Raw genomic sequence first — 22,256 nt, 5'->3', positions numbered from 1 at the left:
TTGCGAGGCGGGCGCTAAAGCCCGCCGCTTCCGGCGCGGTCCATGCGCCATTGCAGGCGGATCGGCAAGACATGTCTATGATTGTGCCCCTGGACAGCCAGCCCGACGCGGCGATCGAGCGGGTGCTCGACGCGGCTTTCGGGCCGGATCGCCATGGCCGCACCGCCTATGCCATCCGCGACGGCATGTCCTGGCTGCCCGAATTGTCGTTCGCGGCGCTTGACGAGGATGGCGGGCTGATCGGCACGCTGCAAAGCTGGCCTGTGGCGCTGGTGCTGGAGGATGGGGCACGGATGCCGCTGATCATGGTCGGACCGGTCGCCGTTCTGCCCGACCGCCAGATGGGCGGCCATGGGCGGGCGATGATGGACGCTGTTGTGGCAACCGCGCGGGCGCGGGCCACCGAACCGCTGATGATGATCGGCGATCCGGAATATTATGGCCGCTTCTGGGGTTTCGGCGCGGGTGATACCTGGGGATGGGATGCGCCCGGTCCATTCGAGAAACGGCGGCTGCTGGCGCTGTCGGTCGACGGCCGGTCGATCGGAGGAACCGGCATGCTGGGACCGCGCATCGCTGTCTCCGCCTGAATTACCCCTTTGCCTTTGAGCTTCGGCGCCCTATCTCCGCCCCATGCCGATGCAGCCGCCGCCTGACCTGACCGACCTGTCGCTGGCCGACATCGCGCGGCTGGCCGAGGAAAAAAGGCTGCCGCCCGTCGAACAGTGGAACCCCGACCATTGCGGCGACAGCGACATGCGGATCGCCCGCGACGGCACCTGGTTTCATCAGGGGTCGCCGATCGGGCGGGAGGCGATGGTGCGCCTGTTCTCCACGATCCTGCGCCGCGAACCCGATGGCAGCCATGTCCTCGTGACTCCCGTCGAGAAGCTGAGCATTGCGGTGGAGGATGCCCCGTTCGTCGCGGTGGAACTGAAGAGCGAGGGCCATGGGCGGCAGCGGGCGCTGGCGTTCCGCCTGAATAGCGGCGACCTGATCGCCGCTGGTCCCGACCATGAGATATGGGTGCGCGAGACGCCGGACGGGCCCCACCCCTATCTGCATGTCCGGCGCGGGCTGGAGGCACTGGTCAACCGCAGCGTCTATTATGAGTTGATGAACCTGGCGCTGGACGAGGGCGGAGAACAGATCGGGCTGTGGAGCAACGGTGCCTTCTTCCCGCTGGACGGAGAGTCATGACTCTGGCGCAGCGGTTGCGCGCCGCGCTGGACGAAGGACATCGGCGCGGCGCTCTGGAACTTGCCGAAACCCGCGATCCGCGCATCGCCGGCCCCATGACGCTGGCGCCGGCGGCAGTTCTGATGGCGGTGACGGAACGTCCGGAACCGGGCCTGATCCTGACCCAGCGATCCTCGCGATTGCGCAAGCATGCAGGACAGATCGCCTTTCCCGGCGGGCGGGTCGACCCGACCGACGTCGACGAGATTGCCGGCGCCCTGCGCGAGGCGCAGGAGGAAATAGCGCTGCCGCCCGACCGCGCGGACATAATCGGCGTGACCGATCGCTATCATACCTTCACCGGCTTCGACATCGTGCCGGTACTGGCGGTGATCCCCCCCGACCTGCCGCTGATGGCGCAGGAAAGCGAAGTCGCAGACTGGTTCGAAGTGCCGCTGGATTTCGTGCTCGATCCGGCCAACCGCATCCGGCACGATGTGGAATATGACGGCGCCATCCGCCATTATTACGAGATTCCATGGGAAGGCCGCCGTATCTGGGGCATCACCGCGGCCATCATCGCCAATCTCTCGCGCAGGCTGGGCCATGACCGTCAACCTGCCTGACGCCGCCTGGCGCAACCGTCCCGGCCTGGACGCCCTGCTCGACGCGCTCGGTGCGGCGGACGGCATGGTACGCTTCGTCGGCGGCGCGGTGAGGGACACGCTGCTGGGCCTGCCGGTCAACGATCTGGACGTTGCGACCACCCTGTTTCCCGCCATGGTCGTGGAACGATTGCGGGCTTCCGAGATCAAGGTCGTGCCGACCGGCATCGATCATGGCACGGTAACGGCCGTGATAGCGGGCTGGCCGGTGGAAGTGACGACGCTGCGCCGGGACGTGAGCACCGACGGGCGACGCGCGACGATCGCCTATACCGACGACTGGCGCGAGGATGCCGCCCGGCGGGATTTCACGATCAACGCCCTGTATGCCGACCCGGTCAGCGGCGCGGTGTTCGACTATTTCGGTGGCGTGGACGACCTGAATGCGCGGCGGCTGCGCTTTATCGGCGATGCCCGTGAGCGTATCGCCGAGGACCATCTGCGCATCCTGCGCTATTTCCGGTTTCTGGCGCGCTATGGCGACGATGCCGTGGACGGGGAAGCGTATGACGCCTGTCGCGCGGGTGCGACGAGCCTGATGGCCCTGTCGCGCGAGCGGATTGCCGATGAACTGCTGAAGCTGCTGGGCGTCGCAGACCCCGTAAAGGCGCTGCGCCTGATGGTGGACGGCGATATTCTCAAACCCGTGCTTCCCGAAGTGGATATGCAGGGCGTCGCGCGCGTCGAGAGGGTGATAGCGCGCGAAGCCGAAGCGGAGACGCAACCGTCCGCGCTACGACGGCTTGCCGCGCTGCTGCCGCCCGACACGACACTGGCGGAACAGGTCGGCGCCCGGCTCAAACTGTCGAACAAGGCACGCAAGCGGCTCGTTGCGGCGCTGGGAACCACGCCGCCGCCCCACAATGCGCGCGCGCTCGCCTATCGGGTCGGAGTCGAAAGCGCGATCGACCGGCTGCTGCTGGATCGGGATGTCGCCCCCGATGTCGTGCGGCAGATCCGGGACTGGACGCCGCCCCGACTGTCGATCGGTGGCGGAGCGCTGATCGCCAGGGGGCTGCCCGCGGGTCCCGATGTGGCGAAGGCCTTGCAGGCGGTCGAGGCCCAATGGGTCGCGGAGGATTTTCCCGGCGACGGCCGGATCAGCGAGATCGCCGATCAGACGGTTTCGAAATTCCAGCGCGCGCGCCAGTAATCATAGGCATCCGCTTCGCTCATCGGCCGGGCGAAATAATAGCCCTGCCCCTGCCAGCATCCCATCGCTTGCAGCTTGTGCGCCAGTTCCTGTGTTTCAATGCCTTCAGCCGTCACGCGCAGGTTAAGCGATTCGGCGAGCGAGAGGATGGTGCGGACGATGACCGCCTTGTCATGATCGCCCAGCATGGACGACACGAAGCTGCGGTCTATCTTGAGAATGTCGATCGGCAGGCTGTGCAGGCTGGCGAGGTTGGAAAAGCCGGTGCCGAAATCGTCCATCGCGATTGCCATGTCCAGGTCCTTGAGCGCGAACAGCAGCTTGCGGGCCTTTTCCGGGTCGGCGATGATCGCGCTTTCCGTGAGTTCGGCGGTCAGGCGGTTGCCGGCCACCCCGGAATAGCGCAACGCCTCTTCGAACACCGATGCGACATCGTCGCGGGCCATCTGAATCGGCGACAGGTTCACGTTGACGCTGACCGGCAGCGCCTGGCCAAATTTCGCGTCCCAGCGACTGAGCGCCTGTGCGGCTTCATAGGCCGCCCACCGGCCGAGCGACGTTATGAGACCGCTTTCTTCCGCGACAGCGATAAATTCGGACGGCCAGACATTGCCCAATTCCTCGTCGTGCCAGCGCGCCAGCGCCTCAAACCCGGTGATCTCGCCGGTCTGGAGATGAATGAGCGGCTGGTAGGCCAGCGTCAGCCCGCCCTGCGCCAGGACATCGCGCAGCCGGCTTTCGATCGAAAAGCGGCGTTGGGCTTCCTTCAGAACGCCGTTGCGGTAGATTTCGACCTTACCGCTCTGCTTTGCGATCTTGACGGCCGCCTGCGCCTTGCGAACCACATCGTCAGGATCTTCCTTCAGATCGATCGAAAGCGCGCACCCGATGGCGCAATCGACCCGGATTTGCAGGTCGCTCAGACGGATCGGCGAGCTAAGCGCCTCGTCGATTCGCTGAACGATATGAAGGATGTCCGACAAACCATTGTTCAATCGGGCAAAGATCGCGAAGTCATTGCCACCGATCCGGGCCAGAACGTCGCCCTGCCGCAAACAGGATTTCAGTCGCTTCGCGACCGTGATCAGCAATTCGTCGCCGGCCATCGGACCCAGCGATTCATTGACCCGGCTGAACCGGCTCAGATCGATGGCGAGGATGCCGAACTGGGCGTTGTCGGGCCAGTGGCTGTTGCGCAGCCTGTCGTCGATTTCCTCGCCGAAGCCCGTGCGATTGGGCAGCGCGGTCAAACCGTCCGACAGCAGTTCCCGCCGAAGATTCTTCTCGATCGTGCGCTCGTTGGTCCGATCGCTGATCGTGAACAGATAATAATCCCGTCCTTCGGCTGAACCGAGTCGGCCCGCCGTGCAGGTGAAATATTCCGGACCCAGGCGGCCGTCGCGCCGCATTTCGAAACTGCTCGATTCTATACCCTGGACGATGGATTGCCGCAGGCGGTCGGCGCACTGCTCCAGCAGTGCATTGGCCGGCGCAGCGTGAAGCGCTTCCGAAAAGCGGGGATTATGCCTCAGCAGATGGAACTGGTCGTCAAAGACACTCAGGATCGCCGCTGCCTGGGGCAATGCGTTCAGCCATTGATCGATCCCGGCGACCTGCGCCAGATACGCGTCATCCCCCTCAAGCGCGAGGGCATCGGACATGTTTCTGGCTGGCCAGATCTGGGCCGAAGCGGATTCCATAGGACCGCCCTATCGTGAAGCGGTAAATTTTCCGGAAACGCGTTTGGATCAGCGATTGATCAGAAACGATTATCCCTCGGGAAGCCGACGGGCGGCATCCGCCCCGCCGCACCCCGGGCGACCTTCCATGGCGTCATGTCCGATTCCGTGCGCACCCGCCCGGAATCGCCGCCCATGGTCCAACTGATCCCGTCGGCCAGACGAAATGCCATGGCATCCGACAGGCCGCCGTCGCGGTAGCGTTGCAGCTGGACGCCCTGCCCGCGCGCCATTCTGGGCATTTCCGCCATCGCGAAGACCAGCAGCTTCCGGTTCTCGCCGATCACTGCGATGCTGTCCGCTTCGGGCGAAATCGGATGAACCACGGCAAGTCGCGCGCCCGCGCGGATATTGACGACCTGTTTCCCCTTGCGCGTTTCCGCCATGATGTCAGCGACCGCCGCGATGAATCCGCGCCCGTCCGACGATGCAAGCAGCAACTCGCCGCCGCCGCGCGCTGGCAGCAGGGCAATGATCGCGCCTTCATTGTCCATGTCCACCAGCGACCGGACGGGATCGCCAAAGCCCCGCCCGCCCGGCAGCTTGTCCGACGCCAGCGTGAAAATCCGGCCGGAAGACGTCGCCAGCAACAGCTTGTCCGTCGTGTACGCATGAAAGGCGAATTGCGGACCGTCCCCTTCCTTGAACTTGAGCGTATCCGCGGCCGCCAGGTCACGATGGCCGCTCATCGCGCGAATCCAGCCTCTTTCGGAAAGAATCACCGTGATCGGCTCGCGCTCGATCATCGCTTCCAGCGGAATTTCGCGAGCGGGTGCGGCTTCTTCGACCAGCGTGCGGCGCCGCCCGATGTCGGTCTCCGGACCGTAGCGCTTGCGCAGCGCCGCCAGATCCTTCTTCAGGCGGGTGCGCTGGCGAGCGGGGCTGTCGACCAGCTTTTCCAGCTCGTCCTTTTCCTTGACCAGATCGGCATGTTCGCGCCGCAGTTCCATTTCCTCCAACCTGCGCAGCGAACGCAGGCGCATGTTGAGGATCGCTTCCGCCTGACGATCGGTCAGCCGGAATTCGGCCATCATCACGGCCTTGGGCTCATCCTCCGTACGGATGATCTCTATAACCCGGTCGAGGTTCAAATAGGCGATGATATAGCCGTCGAGCAGTTCCAGCCGCGCCGCGATCTTGTCCAGCCGGTGCCGCGCCCGCCGGATCAGCACGTCGATCTGGTGCCGCAGCCATTCGACAAGCACGGCCCGCAGACCCATCACCCGCGGCGTGTGGCTCGCATCGAGGACGTTCAGATTGAGCGGGAAGCGGTTTTCCAGGTCGGTGAGGCGGAACAGGCTGTCCATCAGCACGCCTTCGTCGACCGTCCGGGCACGCGGTTCCAGCACGATGCGGATTTCGGCATCGGATTCGTCGCGGACATCCGCCAGGATCGGCAGTTTCTTGTCGTTGATGAGCATGGCGATCTGCTCGATCAGCTTGGATTTCTGCACCTGATACGGAATTTGCGTGACCACCGCGACCCAGGTGCCGCGCCCGCCATCCTCCTTGTGCCAACGCGCGCGCGTGCGGAACGACCCCCGCCCGGTCGCATAGGCTTCCGCGATGATGGACGGGCTGTCGACCAGCACGCCGCCGGTGGGGAAGTCAGGCCCCTGCACGATCCGCATCAGCGCGGTGTGGTCGGCATCGGGTTCGTCGATCAGCAGGCCCGCGGCATCAATCAGTTCCGCGACATTATGGGGCGGGATGCTGGTCGCCATGCCGACCGCGATGCCGCTGGCACCATTGGCGAGCAGATTGGGAAACAGGCCGGGAAAGACCTCCGGCTCCTCATCCTCGCCATTATAGGTGGGACGAAAATCGACCGTGCCTTCGTCCAGACCCGCCATCAGGTCGGCCGCCGCCTGCGTCAGTCGCGCCTCGGTATAGCGCATGGCGGCCGCATTATCGCCGTCGATATTGCCGAAATTGCCCTGGCCATCGACCAGCGGCGTGCGCAGCGAAAAGTCCTGCGCCAGCCGCACCATGGCGTCATAGACCGACGAATCGCCATGGGGATGATATTTGCCGATCACGTCACCGACGACGCGCGCGCATTTCTTGTAGGAGGTGGTGTTGCGCGCGGGATCGGCGACCAGAATGTCCGGATTTGCCCCGCCCGGTTCCATGCGCAGCAATCGCATCGCCCAGAGCAGGCGGCGATGGACCGGCTTCAGCCCGTCGCGCAGGTCCGGCAGCGACCGGGCCGTGATGGTCGACAGGGCATAGACAAGATAGCGCTGCGAGAGCGCCTCGTCGAAGGGGTGGTCCTTGATGGCGTCGAACGGATCGCGGAAATCGGTCATCCCGAACGGGATAGCAGTCCGGGCACGAAACGGAAACGGGGTTTAGAGCGATCCCAGTTCCTAGATTTTGCGCCTCGACCCATATTTGTCTACTGTATCAATAGATTTTTTCGAAACAGTGAGGAGATGGCGCTATTCCCCCCTGTTGCGGGCGTAATTGCGCCCTTCATGCCGGCCGTAGTTCAGGAAATGCTCAATCGGGTCGAGATCCGCACGCAACACGTCCTGATTGAGCAGCAGATAGTCGACGGCGCTGAAATCGGCCGGCAACTGGCCGGGATAGCGCGCTTCCTCGGGCGGCTGCATCAGCATGTGGCGCAGTTTCTTGAAGCGCCGCTCGCTGGCGTCCTCGGCCCGCACCGCCAGCAGGACATGTTCCAGCAATTGCCGGTCGAGGGAAATCGTCTCACTGTCGGCAGCCTCCGATGCGCCCGGGGTCGGATCGGGCAGGCGCCCGCACCCGGGCAGGAAGGCGCGCAGCCGTTCCAATACCGGCCCGGCGGCCTGCTCGATCTCTTCGCGCAGGTCGGGATAGACGACCATATGCCCCTTTGCGTCGGGCATCGACCGGATCATATAGTTGGAAATCCTGCCGCTCAGCGCCCCGTCCCGCAGCACGCGGTTAACGCTGATCAATATTTCCAGCTCCTCCCGCGTCATGGAACGGTTCACGGTCTCCTTGCCGGCATCCGCGGTGTTGTAGCGTTCCGGGTCCAGACAGAGCAGGCGTGCAAAATCAGCCACCAGCCGGTCGCGGCTATATTCCAGCATCCACAGGTCGTCGAAGACATTTAGATAGGGCCGATAGGCCTTGGCATAATCGTCCATGCTGCGCCGGACATAGGGGCCGAACTCCTCGCGCACGCCCGCACGCTTGACCCCCTGTCCCCAGGCCGACCAGAACCAGCTATAGGGTTCGCGCGCCACCATGATGATCCGCAGGTCGAAATAGCCGGGCGCCAGCCGCTTGAGAAAGCCCAGCTGATATTCCGACGCGTTCGCCAGATTTTCGTTGGATACGATCATGACATTGCCGGAATGACGATCCAGCTCCTGGCGGGCCTTGGAAAGCCAGTCCAGAATTTCGACGGCATAATCGCCGCCGTCCGTTCGTTCCGGACGGCGCAGCAACAATTGCAGGTCGTTGCAATTGCCTTCGAACAGTTCGGGATTAGCCGGCGCGGGGAAATGTATCCCTTCGCTCTGCAACTGCTGCTGATGGGCGAGCAACCATTTCTGCAACGCGCTTGTGCCGGTCTTGCCCGGCCCGACATGAAGAATGAGCGTCGGGCGCGCGATGTCAGGATTATTCATAAGCCCCCTGGAGTTGTCTCCTTGCCCGGCTGAAACCGTCGCCGTTCCATTCGGGCGTGGGACACCGATCTTGCGATGTCAATCACCTGCATTGTCTTTCGCGACATCATTGCGTCCGATCCGGCGGCAGAAACCGCCCTTCCGCGTCGGCCGCCTTCTCTTGGGCGAACTCGTCCGCGATCCAGTCCCGGAACGCCTTGACCTTCGCTATATTCCGGGCGTGGGGCGGATAGACGATCCAGTAGCTCGCCCGCTCGCGGACATAGGAGGGCATCGCCTCCACCAGCAGCCCCGCTTCCACCTCCGCCTTCCACAGGAAGAGGTTGACGATCGCCACCCCCTGACCGGCCATGGCCGCACGCCCCTCCATCACCTGAGAATCCAGGGCGATCCCGGGCGGCCCAACGGCGGGGTTCTCTTCCACGCCCATCGCCGCGAACCATTCGTGCCACCACATGTCATCAGGTGACAGACGGGGCGACGCATGGAGCGCGTGCGCAGAATCGACCGGCCCGTGCCGCGCGAGCCAGTCCGGGCTGCACAGCGGCGCCAGACGGTTATGGGTCAACAACGTCGCTTCCAGACCCGGCCATGCACCTTGCCCGCCGCGGATTGCCAGATCCACGCCGTCCCGCGCCAGATCGACGACGTCGTCATCGGCCTGGATACGGACGGCGAGCGCGGGGTGCCGCATCTGGAAAGCGCCGATGCGCGGCGCCAGCCACAGATGGGCGAAACTGTTGGTGCAGCTTATCGTCAGCACGCTGGCATGATCCTGCCTGAGCGTGGCGAAGCCCTGCCGCATCTGATCGAAGGCCCGGATGATGACCGGGGCCAGTTCAGCGCCCCGTTCGGTCAGCGACACCCGTCGACCGCTACGTTGGAACAGGCTTATTCCCAGGCGCTCCTCAAGCAATTTCACCTGATAGCTGACGGCGGCCTGGGTCATTCCCAATTCCTGTGCCGCGGCCGTGAAATTTTCGAGGCGCGCCGCTGCTTCGAAAACACGGACGGCGGCTAGGGGCGGCAATGGCGACGACATGCCAAATCATAACTACAGCTTATGGATTGTGTCGAGCCTTTGTTGGCGATCAGGCGCCCGCTGGCGCAAAGAAGGGGGGCGACGAGCATAGTCGCAGGAACATATCAGGAGACCATAGATGCGCGATCAATATGACGCCCGGATGTGGGTGGGACATCATCATGCGGTCGCTGCCGAAATCGACCGCCTGCTGGGCCGGATCATGGATGCCTTCCGCGTCCTGAACGACATCCGCTGGGCCGCTCCGTGGAGCGAGGACAAGGCCTGTCGCGGCTGAAAATTGCTGCAACGCGAAATTCAGGGGTTGCGGATTCGGGCAAAGGCGCCACGTTGGGGCCGTGCCTGAATCCGCTCTTTCCCCGTTTCCCGACCTGCCCGTCCCTCCGGCCGCGCTTCTGAACGGAGCCGCGCTATTTCTGGATTTCGACGGTACGCTGGCGCCGATCGCCGATACGCCCGATGCGGTGGTCGTCGACGACGCGCTGATCGACACGCTGTCGCGCCTGCGCGCGGGCCTGGCCGGCCGCCTGGCAATCGTGAGCGGCAGGTCGGTTGCAACGCTGCGCGACATGGGTTTCTCGGATTTCCTCCTGGCGGGTACGCACGGTCTGGAATTCGCACGGCCTGGCCAGGCCGTCGACGCCCCCCAACGGTTGTCCGCGATCGATGCCGTCGAGGCGGCGTTGCACGACTTTGTCGACGACAAGCCCGGTCTACTGGTGGAGCGCAAGTCGATCAGCGTGGGATTGCATTTCCGCGGGGCACCCCAATGGAGCGGGGAAGCCGGGACGCTCGCCACGCGGCTGGCCGATCGCCACGGGCTGGCGATCCAGCGGGGCAAGATGCTTTACGAACTGCGCCCGGGCGGCGCCGACAAGGGCAGCGCCGTCCAGCGCCTGATGGGCGACGCGCCGATGCAAGGTGGGACGCCGGTCTTCATCGGCGACGACGTCACCGACGAAGAAGGATTTTCGGTCGCCACGCAGCTTGGCGGATGCGGGATATTGGTCGGGCCGCCGCGATCCACATTCGCGGCCTTCGCCTTGGAACAGGTAGCCGACGTCAGGCATTATCTGGCGGAAGGGGCGGTCCGGCTTGGCTGATCCGCTCTTCACGCCTGTGTGACAGAAACGGGGGGACGGACCGATCAGCGGCAATGACAGAAGCGAACAGGTATCCACGGGCGATAAAAGCACGCTGGACCTCTGGCCCATCGGTAATTGCCAGGCATCGGCGCTGATCGATCGCGCGGGCCGCATGGTGTGGGCCTGCGTGCCGCGGGTCGACGGCGATCCGGTGTTTTCGGCCTTGCTGAACGACAAGCAATGGGACGATCCGGATGCAGTCGGGTTCTGGGCGATCGAACTGGAAAACTGCGTCGCGATAGAGCAGCATTATCTGCGCAATACCCCGATATTGGTGACCCGCCAGCGCGACGCGCAGGGCAATGCCATCGAAACCTACGATTTTTGCCCCCGTCATCGCCATAAGGGTCGGATGTACCGGCCGGTCGCCTTCATCCGCATCGTGCGGCCCGTCGCCGGATCGCCGCGCATCCGTGTCAAGCTGCGCCCGGCCACCAGTTGGAATGCGGAGACGGTGCCGGTCACATACGGTTCCAACCATATCCGCATGATATTGTCCTACATGGCGATGCGGGTGTCGACCAATGCGCCGATCGGCCTGATCTCACAGGAAAGCTGGTTCCGGCTGGAACAGGACATGCATTTCTTCATGGGGCCTGACGAAGGCTTTTCGGATGCCCTGCGCCCCGCCATCGAACGGATGCTGGACGACACGATCGAGGAGTGGCGCGTGTGGGTACGCGGTCTGGCCATTCCGGCCGAATGGCAGGAGGCGGTCATCCGGTCCGCCATCACGCTGAAACTGTGCCAGCATGAGGAAACCGGCGCGATCGTCGCGGCGCTCACGACCTCCATCCCCGAACATGCCGATTCCGGCCGAAACTGGGACTATCGCTACTGCTGGATCCGCGATGCCTACTACACCGTCGAAGCGCTGAACCGGCTCGGCGCGCTCGACGTGCTGGAAACCTACCTCGTCTACCTGCGCAATATCGTCGACGGCGCCAAGGGCGGCCATATCCAGCCCCTCTACGACGTGCGCGGCAATGCGACGCTGACCGAATGGGAAGCGGACCATCTGCCCGGTTATCGCGGCATGGGCCCGGTGCGGGTGGGCAATGCGGCCTATGAGCAGGTACAGCATGATGCCTATGGCCAGATCGTGCTGTCGTCGGTGCAGGGCTTTATCGACCAGCGGCTGTTGCGCATGGCGGGCCATGCCGACTTCGAGGCGCTGGAAGCCGTCGGCGAGCGGGCATGGCAAGTCTATGACAAACCCGACGCCGGCCTTTGGGAACTGCGCACCCGCGCGCATGTCCACAGCTACAGCGCCGTGATGTGCTGGGCCGCATGCGACCGGCTGGCCCATGCCGCGGGCGCGCTCGACCTGCCGTTGCGCGCCGCCTACTGGCAAAACCGGGCCGATACGATGCGCAAGCATATCGTGCAGGCAGCCTGGCGCGAGGACAGCAACGCCATCTCCGCGAATTTCGAGGATGATTCGCGCGACGCCTCGCTGTTGCAACTGCTCGACCTCCGTTTCATGGCGGCGGACGATCCGATGTTCATGGGCACGCTCGCGGCACTGGAGGCCGATCTGCGGCGCGGGGACAACATGCTGCGCTACAGCGCGCCGGACGATTTCGGCGAACCGGTGACGGCCTTCAACGTATGCACCTTCTGGTTGATCGAGGCGCTGCACAGGACGGGTCGCAGCGACGAAGCGCGCGCCCTGTTCGAGGAGATGCTGTCCCGCCGCACCGCTGCCGGGCTCCTTTCCGAGGACATCGACCCCGAAAGCGGGGAATTATGGGGCAATTATCCCCAGACCTACTCATTGGTCGGCATCATCAACTGCGCCGTCTTGCTGAGCAAACCATGGAGCATGATGCGATGAGCCGCCTGATCGTCATTTCGAACCGGGTCAGTCGACCCACCAAGGCGGGCAACCAGGGCGGGCTGGCCGTCGCCCTGGCCCAGGCCTTGCGTGAGAGCCGCGGCATCTGGGTCGGCTGGTCGGGCGAGACGACGGACAGCTTCACCGGCCATATCGGCTTTGCCGAGGATGACGGGGTAAAGACCGCGACGATCGACCTGGAGGAACAGGACGTCGACGAATATTATAACGGCTACGCCAACAAGACATTGTGGCCGCTATTCCATTTCCGCATCGACCTGGCCGAATATGCGCGCGACTTCGAGGGCGGATATAATCGGGTGAACCGTCGCTTCGCCGACACCGCCACGCCCCTGATCGAACCCGAAGACATCATCTGGGTCCATGACTATCACATGATCCCGCTCGGCCAGATGCTGCGCGACAAGGGATTGAAGAACCGCATGGGGTTCTTCCTGCACATTCCCTGGCCGCCGACACGCCTGCTGGTGTCGCTGCCGCATCACACCAAGCTGGTAAGTTCCCTGTTCGCCTATGACGTCGTGGGCTTTCACACCGAGGAATGGCTCGAATCCTTCCGTCACTATGTGGAAAAGGAAATGGGCGGGCGGGTCGACGGCGACTTCGTGACCGTTGGCGACCGCACGATTCAGGCGGTCGCCTGCCCGATCGGCATCAACGCCCAGCAATTCGTGGAAGCCGCAGACAGCGAGACGGCGCAAAAGATGTACCATCTGGTGCGCGCGTCGTTGCAGGACCGGGCGCTGATCGTCGGCGTGGACCGGCTGGACTACAGCAAGGGACTGGAAGAGCGTTTCGGCGGTTTCGCGCGATTCCTGCGCGACCATCCCGAACATCATCGCAACGTGGTGCTGACGCAGATCGCGCCGCCATCGCGCGGGGAAGTGGAAAGCTACCAGCAGATCCGCGCCACGCTGGATTCGCTCGCCGGGCGGATCAACGGCGAATATAGCGACGTCGACTGGACGCCGATACGCTATGTCAACCAGGGCTATCCGCGCGACGAACTGGCGGGCATTTACCGTGCGGCGCGGATCGGGCTGGTGACGCCGCTGCGCGACGGGATGAACCTGGTCGCCAAGGAATATGTCGCCGCGCAGGACCCCGAGGATCCCGGGGTGCTGATCCTGTCTCGCTTCGCCGGCGCCGCGATCCAGCTCAAGGACGCGCTGCTGATCAACCCTTACAGCCCGGAAGAAATGTCCGATGCCATTACCCGCGCGCTCGCCATGCCTCTGGACGAACGCCTCCGGCGCTGGCGCTCCATGATGGACAGCGTCGAAAGCCAGGATATAAGCTGGTGGCGTCAATGTTTCACCGGGCGGCTCATGGCCGTCGACCGGAACAAGACGCCGCCGGAACCCGCGCCGGCCCAGGGATAGCCGCTTTGCATGGATGACGACGACGCCCCCCGCGGACTTTCCGCCGCGCTGCGCGCCCGGTCCGGCGTCATTATAGGGCTGATCGGGCTGATCGGCTGGCTCGCCTTGCTGTGGGCGATGTTCGGTGACGTGCTGTAAAGCCCCGCGCATGCCAGGGGCTGGAGAATTGCACCCCCGCCCACTTTGTTCTATGGGCCAGCCCGAGCAGCCCCGGCACCCGCTGATCCCTTCCGATTCGCGTTTGCCGGGGCGCATTGTTTTTGAAGAAAGTCAGGAACGCCCATGGCCCGTCGCCGCCAGATCTACGAAGGCAAGGCAAAGATACTCTACGAAGGCCCGGAGCCTGGCACGATCATCCAGTATTTCAAGGATGACGCCACCGCCTTCAACGCGCAGAAGAAGGGCACGATCAGCGGCAAGGGCGTGCTCAACAACCGCATATCCGAGCATATCTTCACCCTGCTCGGCCAAATCGGTGTTCCGACCCACTTCATCCGCCGCCTCAACATGCGCGAACAGCTCGTCCGCCAGGTCGAGATCGTGCCGATCGAGGTCGTGGTGCGCAATGTCGCTGCCGGATCGCTCAGCAAGAAGCTGGGTATCGAGGAAGGCACGCAACTGCCCCGCACGCTGATCGAATATTGTTACAAGGACGATGCGCTGGGCGACCCGCTGGTGTCCGAAGAGCATATCGCCTGCTTCGGCTGGGCGACCCAGGACGAGATGCACGACATTGCCGACATGGCGATCCGTATCAACGACTTCATGTGCGGCCTGTTCGCCGGCATCGGCATCCGCCTGATCGACTTCAAGCTGGAATTCGGCCGGCTGTGGGACGGCGAATATAGCCGCGTCATCCTGGCCGACGAGATCAGCCCGGACGGTTGCCGCCTTTGGGACATGGCGACCAACGAGAAGCTGGACAAGGACCGTTTCCGCCGCGATCTGGGCGGGGAAGTCGAAGCCTATCAGGAAGTGGCGCGTCGTCTTGGTCTTCTCCCCGAAGGGCTTGACACCACGGTGCTCGACCTCGACACCCATCGCAAGAAGCGCGAGAAGGAATAAGGGCGTGCGCGCTCCCGCCGCCGCGGGAGCGTCGCTCAGCGGTTGGCGCGATAGCCGACCAGCAAGCCGAAACTGAAGGTTGCGAGCAAGGCCAGCTGCACCTTGCCATGGGGATCGTCATACCCCACGACCTGCTGCCCCCAGGCGAACAATCCGACAAACAGCGCGAGCGCCAGCCCCGACATTCCCGACACTTCCCCAATTCGACATCGTAACATTAAATACCCAGTCACTAACAAAATCATAATGGCTTGCCTCCGCGCCGCGCCACGCCTAGGGGGTGCGGCGAAGCCGACGCCGCCGCGCGCGGAGGGCCGGCACCGCCGATCCAAGGAGTTTCCGATGAAAGCCCGCATCTTCGTCACGCTCAAGGGTGGGGTTCTCGATCCTCAAGGCAAGGCGATCCATCACGCACTCGACGGCCTCGGCTTTTCCGGCGTCAACGACGTGAGGGCGGGCAAGCTGATCGAACTGGACCTTGCCGACGACACCAGCGACGAGGATCTGGACGCTATGTGCCGCAAGCTGCTGGCCAACACGGTGATCGAGAATTACCGCATCGAGAAGGTGGGCTGAGGCATGAAGAGCGCCGTCATCGTCTTTCCGGGCAGCAATTGCGACCGCGATCTGGCGGTGGCGTTCGAAGCCGCGACCGGTGCGAAACCGGCCATGATCTGGCACCGCGACACCGAATTGCCCGCCGACATCGACCTGATCGGCGTGCCGGGCGGCTTTTCCTATGGCGATTATCTGCGTTCGGGTGCGATGGCCGCGCGGTCGCCGGTTATGCAGGCGGTGGCGCAGGCGGCCGAGCGCGGCGCGTTCGTGCTGGGCATCTGCAACGGCTTTCAGGTGCTGACCGAGACCGGGCTGCTGCCCGGCGCGCTGCTGCGCAACGCCGGGGGCCATTTCGTATGCCGCGATGTCGCGCTGACGGTCGAAAATGCGCAAAGTGCCTTCACCAGCCGCTATGACGCAGGCGAAACAATCTCCTTCCCCGTCGCCCATCATGACGGCAATTATTTCGCCGACGCTGCCACGCTCGACCGGCTGGAAGGCGAAGGCCGCGTGGCGTTGCGCTACGCCGAGGGTGTCAATGGGTCGGCACGCAACATCGCCGGCATCCTGAACGAGGCCGGCAATGTGATGGGCCTGATGCCCCATCCCGAACGCGTAATCGAACCCGCCCACGGCGCCACAGACGGCAAGCGCCTGTTCGACGGCCTCGTCGAAGGGCTGATGGCGCGCGCCTGATCGACCCGGGTAGGCTGTCGGGCATGAAGCCCGCGTCCTGTTGAGAGCTACCCCCTTCGGTCGTCACCCGCCGCGGTGGTAATCATAATCCAGCGCCCTGCCCTGTTGCTTGGTCAGGATTGCGCCGATGATAGCGCCACCCTGGCGACGCAGCCGCTCCACGGCGACGCGCAGGCCGCCATGGTGGTTGCGGCCCCATTCGACGACCATCAGGCTGGCCTGCGCCCGGGCCGCGAGCAGCGGCGTGTCGCTTACGCCCAGTAACGGCGGCGCGTCGATCAGCACCGTGTCGAACTGGTCGCGCGTGTCCGCCAGCAACGAATCCAGCGCTGGGGTGGCTAGCAATTCGGCCGGATTGGGCGGCAACGCACCGCAGGGCAGCAGCGACACGCCCGCGACACCGGTGTCCATGATGGCGGCGTCGGCTGCCGCCTGACCGGTCAACACTTCGCTGATCCCCTGCCCTGGCGTGACGCGGAAGAGGACATGCTGGACCGGACGGCGCATGTCGCCGTCGATTACCAGCACCCGCTTGCCCAATCCGGCCAGCGCCCGCGCCAGGGCATTGAGCGTCAGCGACTTGCCCTCCCCGTCCTGCGCGCTGGTGACGAGGATAGAGCGCGGCAGGCCACCGGTCGAGGCAAGCAGCAGCGAGCGCGCGATGGGAATGAAGATGTCAGGCGGCTGCGGATTGTCGCCGGTCACCGGCACAGCGCCCAGCAGCGGCAGGTTGACGCGTTCCGCCAGCGTATCGGCCGATGTCACGGCATCATCGAAGACATGCCGCGCGGCGACCAGGAACAGGCCCAGCACCAGACCGCCGAGCGACGCCAGCAGCAGTGCTTCGCCGACCCTGGGCGAAAAAGGCTTGCCCGGAACTGCCGCGCGATCGAGCGGCTGGATCCGCCCGGCCTGGAAGCCCGCCTGCGACGCCATGTCACGATAGCGCTGGAGCAGGCTGTCGTGCAGCATCCGGTACGTGTCGACGGTCCGTCCATAAATGCCCAGTTGAACGTCGCGGCCGCGGGCCGTGCGGGCCTGTCGCTCCAGATCTGCGATTTCGGACGCGATCTGCTTTTCGCCGTCCACGGCGACGTCATATTCCTGTTTCAGCGATGCGCGGATGCGCGCCGCCATCTGGTCCGCCTGATCGTCCAGCGCCGCGTACCGGGCCTGTGCCTCGCGCATTTCCGGATGCGCGTCCTTACGAAACTGCCTTTCCTGGACGATCGCGGCGCGCGCCTCGGCACGTTGCGTCATCAGCGCCTGCATCGCACCGTTGTTAAGCACTTCGGGCAATGTGTCGGTGCTGGCTAGGCGGGCGCTTTCCCAGCGCTTTTGCGCCGCGATACGCTCGCTAAGCGCCTGCGCGCGATAGCCGTTGAGCTGTGCCAGCCGGGCTTCGATGGTCTGCCCGGTAGATGATTGATCGGCCTTGCCTTCCCCGCCGTCGCCCGCCGCGCCGATTCGTGCGGCATAGACCGCCATGTCCCGTTCCGCCCGTTCCAGGTCCCGGCGGGCACCGTCCAGTTCACCCAGCAGGAAACGGCGCGCCTGCACACCGGATTCGAACCCGCGCTTCAGGTCCGATCGGATCAGGCTGTCGGCATAGCTGTTGGCGACCCTCGCCGCGAGCGTAGGGTCGGCGGCGGTGAAGCTGATGCGGATGATACGCGACTTGCCCGGCAAGTCGACTTCCAGATTATGGCGCAGCAGGCCAATCACCTGTTCCTGCTCGACCTGTCGCTGGGACAGGCCGCCATTGCCTTGCCTTGGCCGGCTGACGTCCATGCCTTGAAAAAACGTCGGACTGCCGACCAGCGCCAGTTCGCGGGAGACATCTTCCGCCAGGGACCGGCTGCGCAGGACCTCCAATTCGGTCTGCATCACCGTTTCGACATCGTCGTCGGGCGAACGCACGGGCGTCCCCGCCCCTGCAGCGCCGGCCGGTACGTCCTCTACCTCTACCGATGCCGTCGCACGGTAATCGGGGGTAGAGAGCAAGATATAGCCCAGCGCCGCCAGCAGGCACAGCGCCATCGTAACGAAAAGGATGATCCGGTTACGCCGCAGGATCGCCCACCAGCCGATCATCGCGTGCGCGAAGCGCGCGCCGGCACCCTCCCGGTCGGCGCCATCGCCCGAGCTTTCGACGCCCACCATCAGTGCCCGCCGTCCAGAGCGATGAAGCCGGTCGCGAGCGCGGGCACGGCGAGCAGCGCGCCGCCCAATATCGCCTTGGCCCGCGACAGGCCAACGATCACCTGATCGCCAGGCAATATTTCGGGGTCGGGCGCCTCACCCCGGCGAATGTCGCCCAGGTCGAAGCGCGCGGCTTGTCGGCTGCCCTCGATGGAGCGCACGACCACCACCTGCCCCAATCCGGCAAGGCGGGTCGGCCCCTTCGCCAGCGCCAGCGCCTGCGACAGGGTCAGGCGTCCGTCAAAGGGGTAGAGGCCAGGCTGGCGCACTTCCCCGTCCACCGTGACACGGCGGCCGACGGCCTGCTTCACGAACAGGGTGACCTGCGGCGATACGAGATAGCGCCGCCCCAGACGCCGGGCGATTTCGTCGGCAGCGTCGTCGGCGGACAAGCCCGCAACCGGAACATCCCCGATCAAGGGCATGTGTATCGCACCGGCGGCGTTCACGCGCGCATCCTCCAGCGACAGATCCGGTTCGTGAAAGACGCTGATCCGCACCACGTCGTCGGGTGAAAGGCGATAATCGGTGCCCTGGACCTGCGGCGGCGGCACGATCGCATAGGCGGCCTCGCCCGCCGGAGCCTGCTCAACCGTCGAGCAGGCGGCCAGAAGGCAGGCCGGCCACAGGGCGGCGATTGCGGATCGCGAGCGGCGATTGCCCATCATCCCTCAATTTCCCCCGGTTCGCAGGCGCGGGAAAGCGCCCTCCGCGCCGGGGGTTAGCGACGGTGCACCGGCATGGCAACCGCCCACGCGACGAACCGCGCGGGCATGATGCCGGTCAGACGGCGATCCGATCGGGCGCGGGCGATGCCAGACGGCGCGGCTGGTCCGGCCAGATTCCCCGCGTGTCGTACACAGCCTTGCCGGCGCGTTCGTCGACGGGAACCGATTTGAACATGTCATGATCGACAAGAATGACGAAGACGCCGCATTGTTCCAGTGCCGTATCGAGATCGATCAATTCGGCGCCCGTGCCGGCGAATTCCATCGGCAGCGCCTGGGCATAGGGTTCGACCAGCTTGACGCGGCGGCCATAGCGGCGGGCGAGGCGCGCGGCGACCTTCACCGCCGGGCTTTCGCGGAAATCGTCGATATTCGCCTTGAAGGCGAGGCCGAGGCAGGCGATGTCCTCGCCAGCAAATGCGTCGATCAGGTCGGATGCTTTCGCGACGACATGGTCGGTCTTGCCGTCATTCACCTCGCGCGCGGTGCGGATGATGCGCGCATTTTTGGGGTCGCCATGGACGATGAACCACGGATCGACCGCGATGCAGTGGCCGCCGACACCAGGGCCGGGATTGAGGATATTGACGCGCGGATGCCGGTTGGCGAGGCGGATCACCTCCCACACGTCGATGTCCATATTCTCGGCGATCACCGACAGTTCATTGGCGAACGCGATGTTGACGTCGCGGAAGCTGTTTTCCACCAGCTTGACCATCTCGGCCGCGCGGGCGGTGGTGGTGATGCAGGCCCCGCGCACGAACTGGCGATAGAAGCCCAGCGCCTTGCGCGCGCAGCGGGGGGTGATGCCGCCGATGCAGCGATCATTGTCGATCAGTTCAACGAGGATGCGGCCGGGCAGGACGCGTTCGGGGCAATAGGCGATGGCAACGTCGCCCTGCCCTCCCAGCCCCGGCATCTTCAGATCGGGGCGCAGTTCCGCGAAAATATCGCGCATCGCTTCGGTCGTGCCGACGGGCGAGGTGGATTCGAGGATCACCGTGTCGCCGGCCTTCAGCACCGGGGCGACGGTGCGCGCGGCCTTGAGGACATAGGAAATGTCGGGCGCCCGATCCTCCGCCACCGGAGTCGGCACGGCGATGATGAAGACGTCGCTTTCCTCGACCTCCAGCGACGCGCGCAGATTGCCGCGCGCAACAACGCCCTGGACAAGGCCGTCGAGATCGACCTCCTCGATATGAACGCGGCCCGAATTCACCGTCTCGACCACATGGGCCGACACGTCCACGCCCACCACCTGCGCACCGCCGCGCGCGATCAGCGCGGCGGTCGGCAGGCCGATATAGCCCAGGCCGATGACGGAAACCTTCTGCTTGGAATCTACGGGCATGGATGATCCTCGATCGCCGATATTTCGGCCGATCTTCTGCCCGGAAATGCTGAAGATTTCGGTAATGTTCGCCGACAAAGCCGCCGGCTTGGCTTCTACCGGTAACGCGGCAGCGGCTGGCGCGCCATGTGGAGCGGCGAGCGCACGACCGGGGTAGTGATGATCTTCGCCTTCATCAGCGACCGGATACGCTCCGCGCCATCGGGGTTGAGGAGGACAACGCGGGTTCCGCCGGACGAGAGGTTTTCGATGACCGAGATAGCGACATTATGCTTGGCGCACAGCGCCTCCACATCGGCGACCGGCGCGCTGAGGTTGATGGCGCGGCTCATCGTGAACGGCCTGTGATGGCGTGGGCTATCGTCGAAAAATCGGACATGGGACGCTCCTTGCTTGGCAAGCGGGAGCGCGATGGTCTCTCGGTCGGGGCGAAGGCTTGCAGGCTGAATTTCGCGACGATGGCTGGTCCCTAGCAGTTTGTCGCTTGCTCGTCCCGCTTATTATGCGCCCGCAATGATATCGGCGATCCGTTCGGCCGCACGACCGTCTCCGAACGGATTATGCGCCCGCGCCATCGCCTCATACGCGTCCTCGTCATCCAGCAACGCCAGCGTCTCGCGCACGATCAGCGCGCGATCCGTGCCGACCAGCTTTGCCGTGCCCGCTTCCACCCCCTCGGGCCGTTCGGTCGTCTCGCGCATCACCAGCACGGGCTTGCCCAGCGAGGGGGCTTCTTCCTGCACGCCGCCGCTGTCGGTGAGCACTAGATGGCACATGTCGAGCAGGCGGACGAAATGGGGATAGTCGAGCGGCTCGATCATCGCGACATTGGGCAGCTCGCCCAGCACCGCGTCCATTACCGGGCGGACATTGGGGTTGGGGTGGACGGGGAAGATCACCGCCACGCCAGGCCTCGCGGCGATGTCGGCGATGGAACGCGCGATCGCTTCCATGCCGCCGCCGAAATTTTCCCGCCTGTGGCTGGTGACGGCGACGATCCGTTTGCCCGCGAAGCGCGCAGCGAGGTCATCGAGGCCGCTCGCCAGCGTCGGATCGGCCAGCACCCGGTCGCGGGTCGCCAGCAGCGCGTCGATCACGGTGTTGCCGGTGATGTGAATGCTCGCCGGATCCCGGTTCTCGGCCCGCAGAGCGTCGGCGGCCGCCTGGGTCGGGGCGAAATTCATGTCGGCGATGCAGGCGACGACGCGGCGGTTCACTTCCTCCGGCCAGGGATGGTGGATGTCGCCGCTCCGCAGCCCCGCCTCGACATGGCCGACCGGAATCTTGCGGTAATAGGCGGCAAGGCTCGCCACCATCGTCGTCAGCGTGTCGCCATGGACGAGAATGCGGTCGGGCCTTTCGGCGTCGAACGCCTTGCCCAGTTCGACGATCAGCTTGGCAGTCAGCCCGTCGAGCGTCTGGTTGGGGACCATGACGTCGAGGTCGATGTTCGGCACGATGCCGGCGATATCCAGCACCTGATCGAGCAGGCCGCGGTGCTGCGCCGTCACGATGACGCGCGTGTCGATGCCCGCGCGCGCGCGCAGGGCATGCACGACCGGGAACATCTTGATCGCTTCGGGCCGGGTGCCGAATACCAGCGCTACCTTCACATGCCTTCCTTTCTCATCGTGACCAGCCTGTGGCAGAAATTGGTATACAGGCATTGAACGACTTGCGCTTTTTCTCGCTGCGATGCAGCGAATTGTAATGTCCACCAGCTATGCTAGAGCGTCTTTCGCACCCATCATTCATTTTGCGGAGCCGTAATACTCATGAAAATCACGATGATCGGCACGGGTTATGTTGGCCTTGTGTCGGGGGCCTGTTTTGCGGATTTCGGTCATGACGTGGTGTGCGTCGACAAGGA

At 64.6% G+C, this 22,256-nt stretch carries 23 protein-coding genes; 13 read left to right on the top strand and 10 right to left on the bottom strand.

Translation table 11 applies throughout. From position 1 onward, the window contains the following. Positions 1–71 precede the first annotated feature (71 nt). Genes J3E64_RS15055 through J3E64_RS15040 form a run of 4 tightly spaced genes read left to right on the top strand, consistent with a single transcriptional unit; the run spans position 72 to position 2,997 of the window. The gene (locus tag J3E64_RS15055) at positions 72–590 is read left to right on the top strand and encodes a GNAT family N-acetyltransferase (protein WP_253343855.1); all 519 of its coding nucleotides are present in this window, start codon (positions 72–74) and stop codon (positions 588–590) included. A gap of 43 nt (positions 591–633) precedes the next feature. Further along, on the top strand, positions 634–1,200 hold the full coding sequence (locus J3E64_RS15050; RefSeq protein ID WP_253343854.1) for a DUF1285 domain-containing protein: 567 nt from the start codon (positions 634–636) through the stop codon (positions 1,198–1,200). After that, positions 1,197–1,805: a CoA pyrophosphatase gene (locus J3E64_RS15045; protein WP_253343853.1), complete on the top strand. Its 609-nt coding sequence runs from the start codon at positions 1,197–1,199 to the stop codon at positions 1,803–1,805. Before J3E64_RS15050 ends, J3E64_RS15045 begins: the two co-directional genes overlap by 4 nt. Further along, positions 1,786–2,997: a CCA tRNA nucleotidyltransferase gene (locus J3E64_RS15040; RefSeq protein WP_253343852.1), complete on the top strand. Its 1,212-nt coding sequence runs from the start codon at positions 1,786–1,788 to the stop codon at positions 2,995–2,997. The genes J3E64_RS15045 and J3E64_RS15040 overlap by 20 nt, the downstream gene beginning before the upstream one ends. Here J3E64_RS15040 and J3E64_RS15035 read toward each other — a convergent pair. The 4 genes from J3E64_RS15035 to gcvA form a co-directional block, all read right to left on the bottom strand. Continuing rightward, complete coding sequence (locus J3E64_RS15035) at positions 2,961–4,658, bottom strand: bifunctional diguanylate cyclase/phosphodiesterase (RefSeq protein WP_253343851.1); 1,698 nt, start codon at positions 4,656–4,658, stop codon at positions 2,961–2,963. The two genes, J3E64_RS15040 and J3E64_RS15035, sit on opposite strands and share 37 nt — an antisense overlap. 98 nt (positions 4,659–4,756) lie before the next feature. Then, the gene (gene parC / locus J3E64_RS15030; protein WP_253343850.1) at positions 4,757–7,045 is read right to left on the bottom strand and encodes a DNA topoisomerase IV subunit A; all 2,289 of its coding nucleotides are present in this window, start codon (positions 7,043–7,045) and stop codon (positions 4,757–4,759) included. Positions 7,046–7,177: 132 nt separating this feature from the next. Continuing rightward, positions 7,178–8,359 carry a hypothetical protein gene (locus J3E64_RS15025; RefSeq protein ID WP_253343849.1) on the bottom strand — a complete coding sequence of 394 codons (1,182 nt, stop codon included), beginning with the start codon at positions 8,357–8,359 and terminating at the stop codon, positions 7,178–7,180. Positions 8,360–8,465: 106 nt separating this feature from the next. Then, positions 8,466–9,401 carry a transcriptional regulator GcvA gene (gcvA, locus tag J3E64_RS15020; protein ID WP_253343848.1) on the bottom strand — a complete coding sequence of 312 codons (936 nt, stop codon included), beginning with the start codon at positions 9,399–9,401 and terminating at the stop codon, positions 8,466–8,468. A gap of 118 nt (positions 9,402–9,519) precedes the next feature. Between gcvA and J3E64_RS15015 the strand changes: the two genes are divergently transcribed. The 6 genes from J3E64_RS15015 to purC all read left to right on the top strand — a co-directional run bounded on the left by J3E64_RS15015 (position 9,520) and on the right by purC (position 14,851). Then, positions 9,520–9,678, top strand: a complete 159-nt coding sequence (locus J3E64_RS15015) for a hypothetical protein (RefSeq protein ID WP_253343847.1) — start codon at positions 9,520–9,522, stop codon at positions 9,676–9,678. 61 nt (positions 9,679–9,739) lie between these two features. Beyond that, entirely contained in the window at positions 9,740–10,504 is a 765-nt protein-coding gene (gene otsB / locus J3E64_RS15010; protein WP_253343846.1) for a trehalose-phosphatase, read from the top strand. Positions 10,505–10,598: 94 nt separating this feature from the next. Beyond that, positions 10,599–12,383 carry a glycoside hydrolase family 15 protein gene (locus tag J3E64_RS15005; RefSeq protein ID WP_301287325.1) on the top strand — a complete coding sequence of 595 codons (1,785 nt, stop codon included), beginning with the start codon at positions 10,599–10,601 and terminating at the stop codon, positions 12,381–12,383. Next, on the top strand, positions 12,380–13,786 hold the full coding sequence (gene otsA, locus J3E64_RS15000) for an alpha,alpha-trehalose-phosphate synthase (UDP-forming) (RefSeq protein WP_253343844.1): 1,407 nt from the start codon (positions 12,380–12,382) through the stop codon (positions 13,784–13,786). The genes J3E64_RS15005 and otsA overlap by 4 nt, the downstream gene beginning before the upstream one ends. 9 nt (positions 13,787–13,795) lie before the next feature. Next, entirely contained in the window at positions 13,796–13,924 is a 129-nt protein-coding gene (locus J3E64_RS20725; RefSeq protein WP_301287319.1) for a hypothetical protein, read from the top strand. A gap of 144 nt (positions 13,925–14,068) precedes the next feature. Further along, complete coding sequence (gene purC / locus J3E64_RS14995) at positions 14,069–14,851, top strand: phosphoribosylaminoimidazolesuccinocarboxamide synthase (protein ID WP_253343843.1); 783 nt, start codon at positions 14,069–14,071, stop codon at positions 14,849–14,851. Positions 14,852–14,886: 35 nt separating this feature from the next. Here purC and J3E64_RS14990 read toward each other — a convergent pair whose 3' ends face one another. Next, positions 14,887–15,036 (bottom strand): hypothetical protein, encoded by a 150-nt coding sequence (locus J3E64_RS14990; protein WP_253343842.1) that lies wholly within the window; start codon positions 15,034–15,036, stop codon positions 14,887–14,889. Between the two features lie 157 nt (positions 15,037–15,193). Between J3E64_RS14990 and purS the strand changes: the two genes are divergently transcribed. Beyond that, positions 15,194–15,427 carry a phosphoribosylformylglycinamidine synthase subunit PurS gene (gene purS / locus J3E64_RS14985; protein WP_253343841.1) on the top strand — a complete coding sequence of 78 codons (234 nt, stop codon included), beginning with the start codon at positions 15,194–15,196 and terminating at the stop codon, positions 15,425–15,427. 3 nt (positions 15,428–15,430) lie between these two features. Next, a complete protein-coding gene (gene purQ, locus J3E64_RS14980; RefSeq protein ID WP_253343840.1) occupies positions 15,431–16,105 on the top strand; it encodes a phosphoribosylformylglycinamidine synthase subunit PurQ in 675 nt (224 codons plus the stop codon). A gap of 63 nt (positions 16,106–16,168) precedes the next feature. Here the strand turns inward: purQ and J3E64_RS14975 are convergent, their stop codons facing one another. The 5 genes from J3E64_RS14975 to wecB form a co-directional block, all read right to left on the bottom strand. Then, positions 16,169–18,199 (bottom strand): polysaccharide biosynthesis tyrosine autokinase, encoded by a 2,031-nt coding sequence (locus J3E64_RS14975; RefSeq protein ID WP_253343999.1) that lies wholly within the window; start codon positions 18,197–18,199, stop codon positions 16,169–16,171. A 68-nt stretch (positions 18,200–18,267) separates the two neighbouring features. Further along, positions 18,268–18,975 (bottom strand): polysaccharide biosynthesis/export family protein, encoded by a 708-nt coding sequence (locus J3E64_RS14970; protein WP_253343839.1) that lies wholly within the window; start codon positions 18,973–18,975, stop codon positions 18,268–18,270. A gap of 115 nt (positions 18,976–19,090) precedes the next feature. After that, on the bottom strand, positions 19,091–20,386 hold the full coding sequence (wecC, locus tag J3E64_RS14965; protein WP_253343838.1) for a UDP-N-acetyl-D-mannosamine dehydrogenase: 1,296 nt from the start codon (positions 20,384–20,386) through the stop codon (positions 19,091–19,093). 95 nt (positions 20,387–20,481) lie between these two features. Next, positions 20,482–20,718: a hypothetical protein gene (locus tag J3E64_RS14960; protein ID WP_253343837.1), complete on the bottom strand. Its 237-nt coding sequence runs from the start codon at positions 20,716–20,718 to the stop codon at positions 20,482–20,484. A gap of 168 nt (positions 20,719–20,886) precedes the next feature. Beyond that, a complete protein-coding gene (gene wecB, locus J3E64_RS14955; protein WP_367398638.1) occupies positions 20,887–21,999 on the bottom strand; it encodes a non-hydrolyzing UDP-N-acetylglucosamine 2-epimerase in 1,113 nt (370 codons plus the stop codon). Positions 22,000–22,161: 162 nt separating this feature from the next. Between wecB and J3E64_RS20720 the strand changes: the two genes are divergently transcribed. Then, the coding region (locus J3E64_RS20720) for a hypothetical protein (RefSeq protein ID WP_143066723.1) at positions 22,162–22,256 on the top strand (95 nt) is incomplete at its 3' end.

It is taken from the genome of Sphingobium sp. OAS761 (assembly GCF_024168485.1).
Classification (GTDB): Bacteria; Pseudomonadota; Alphaproteobacteria; order Sphingomonadales; family Sphingomonadaceae; genus Sphingobium.
This window is presented reverse-complemented; position numbering and strand designations above follow the sequence as displayed.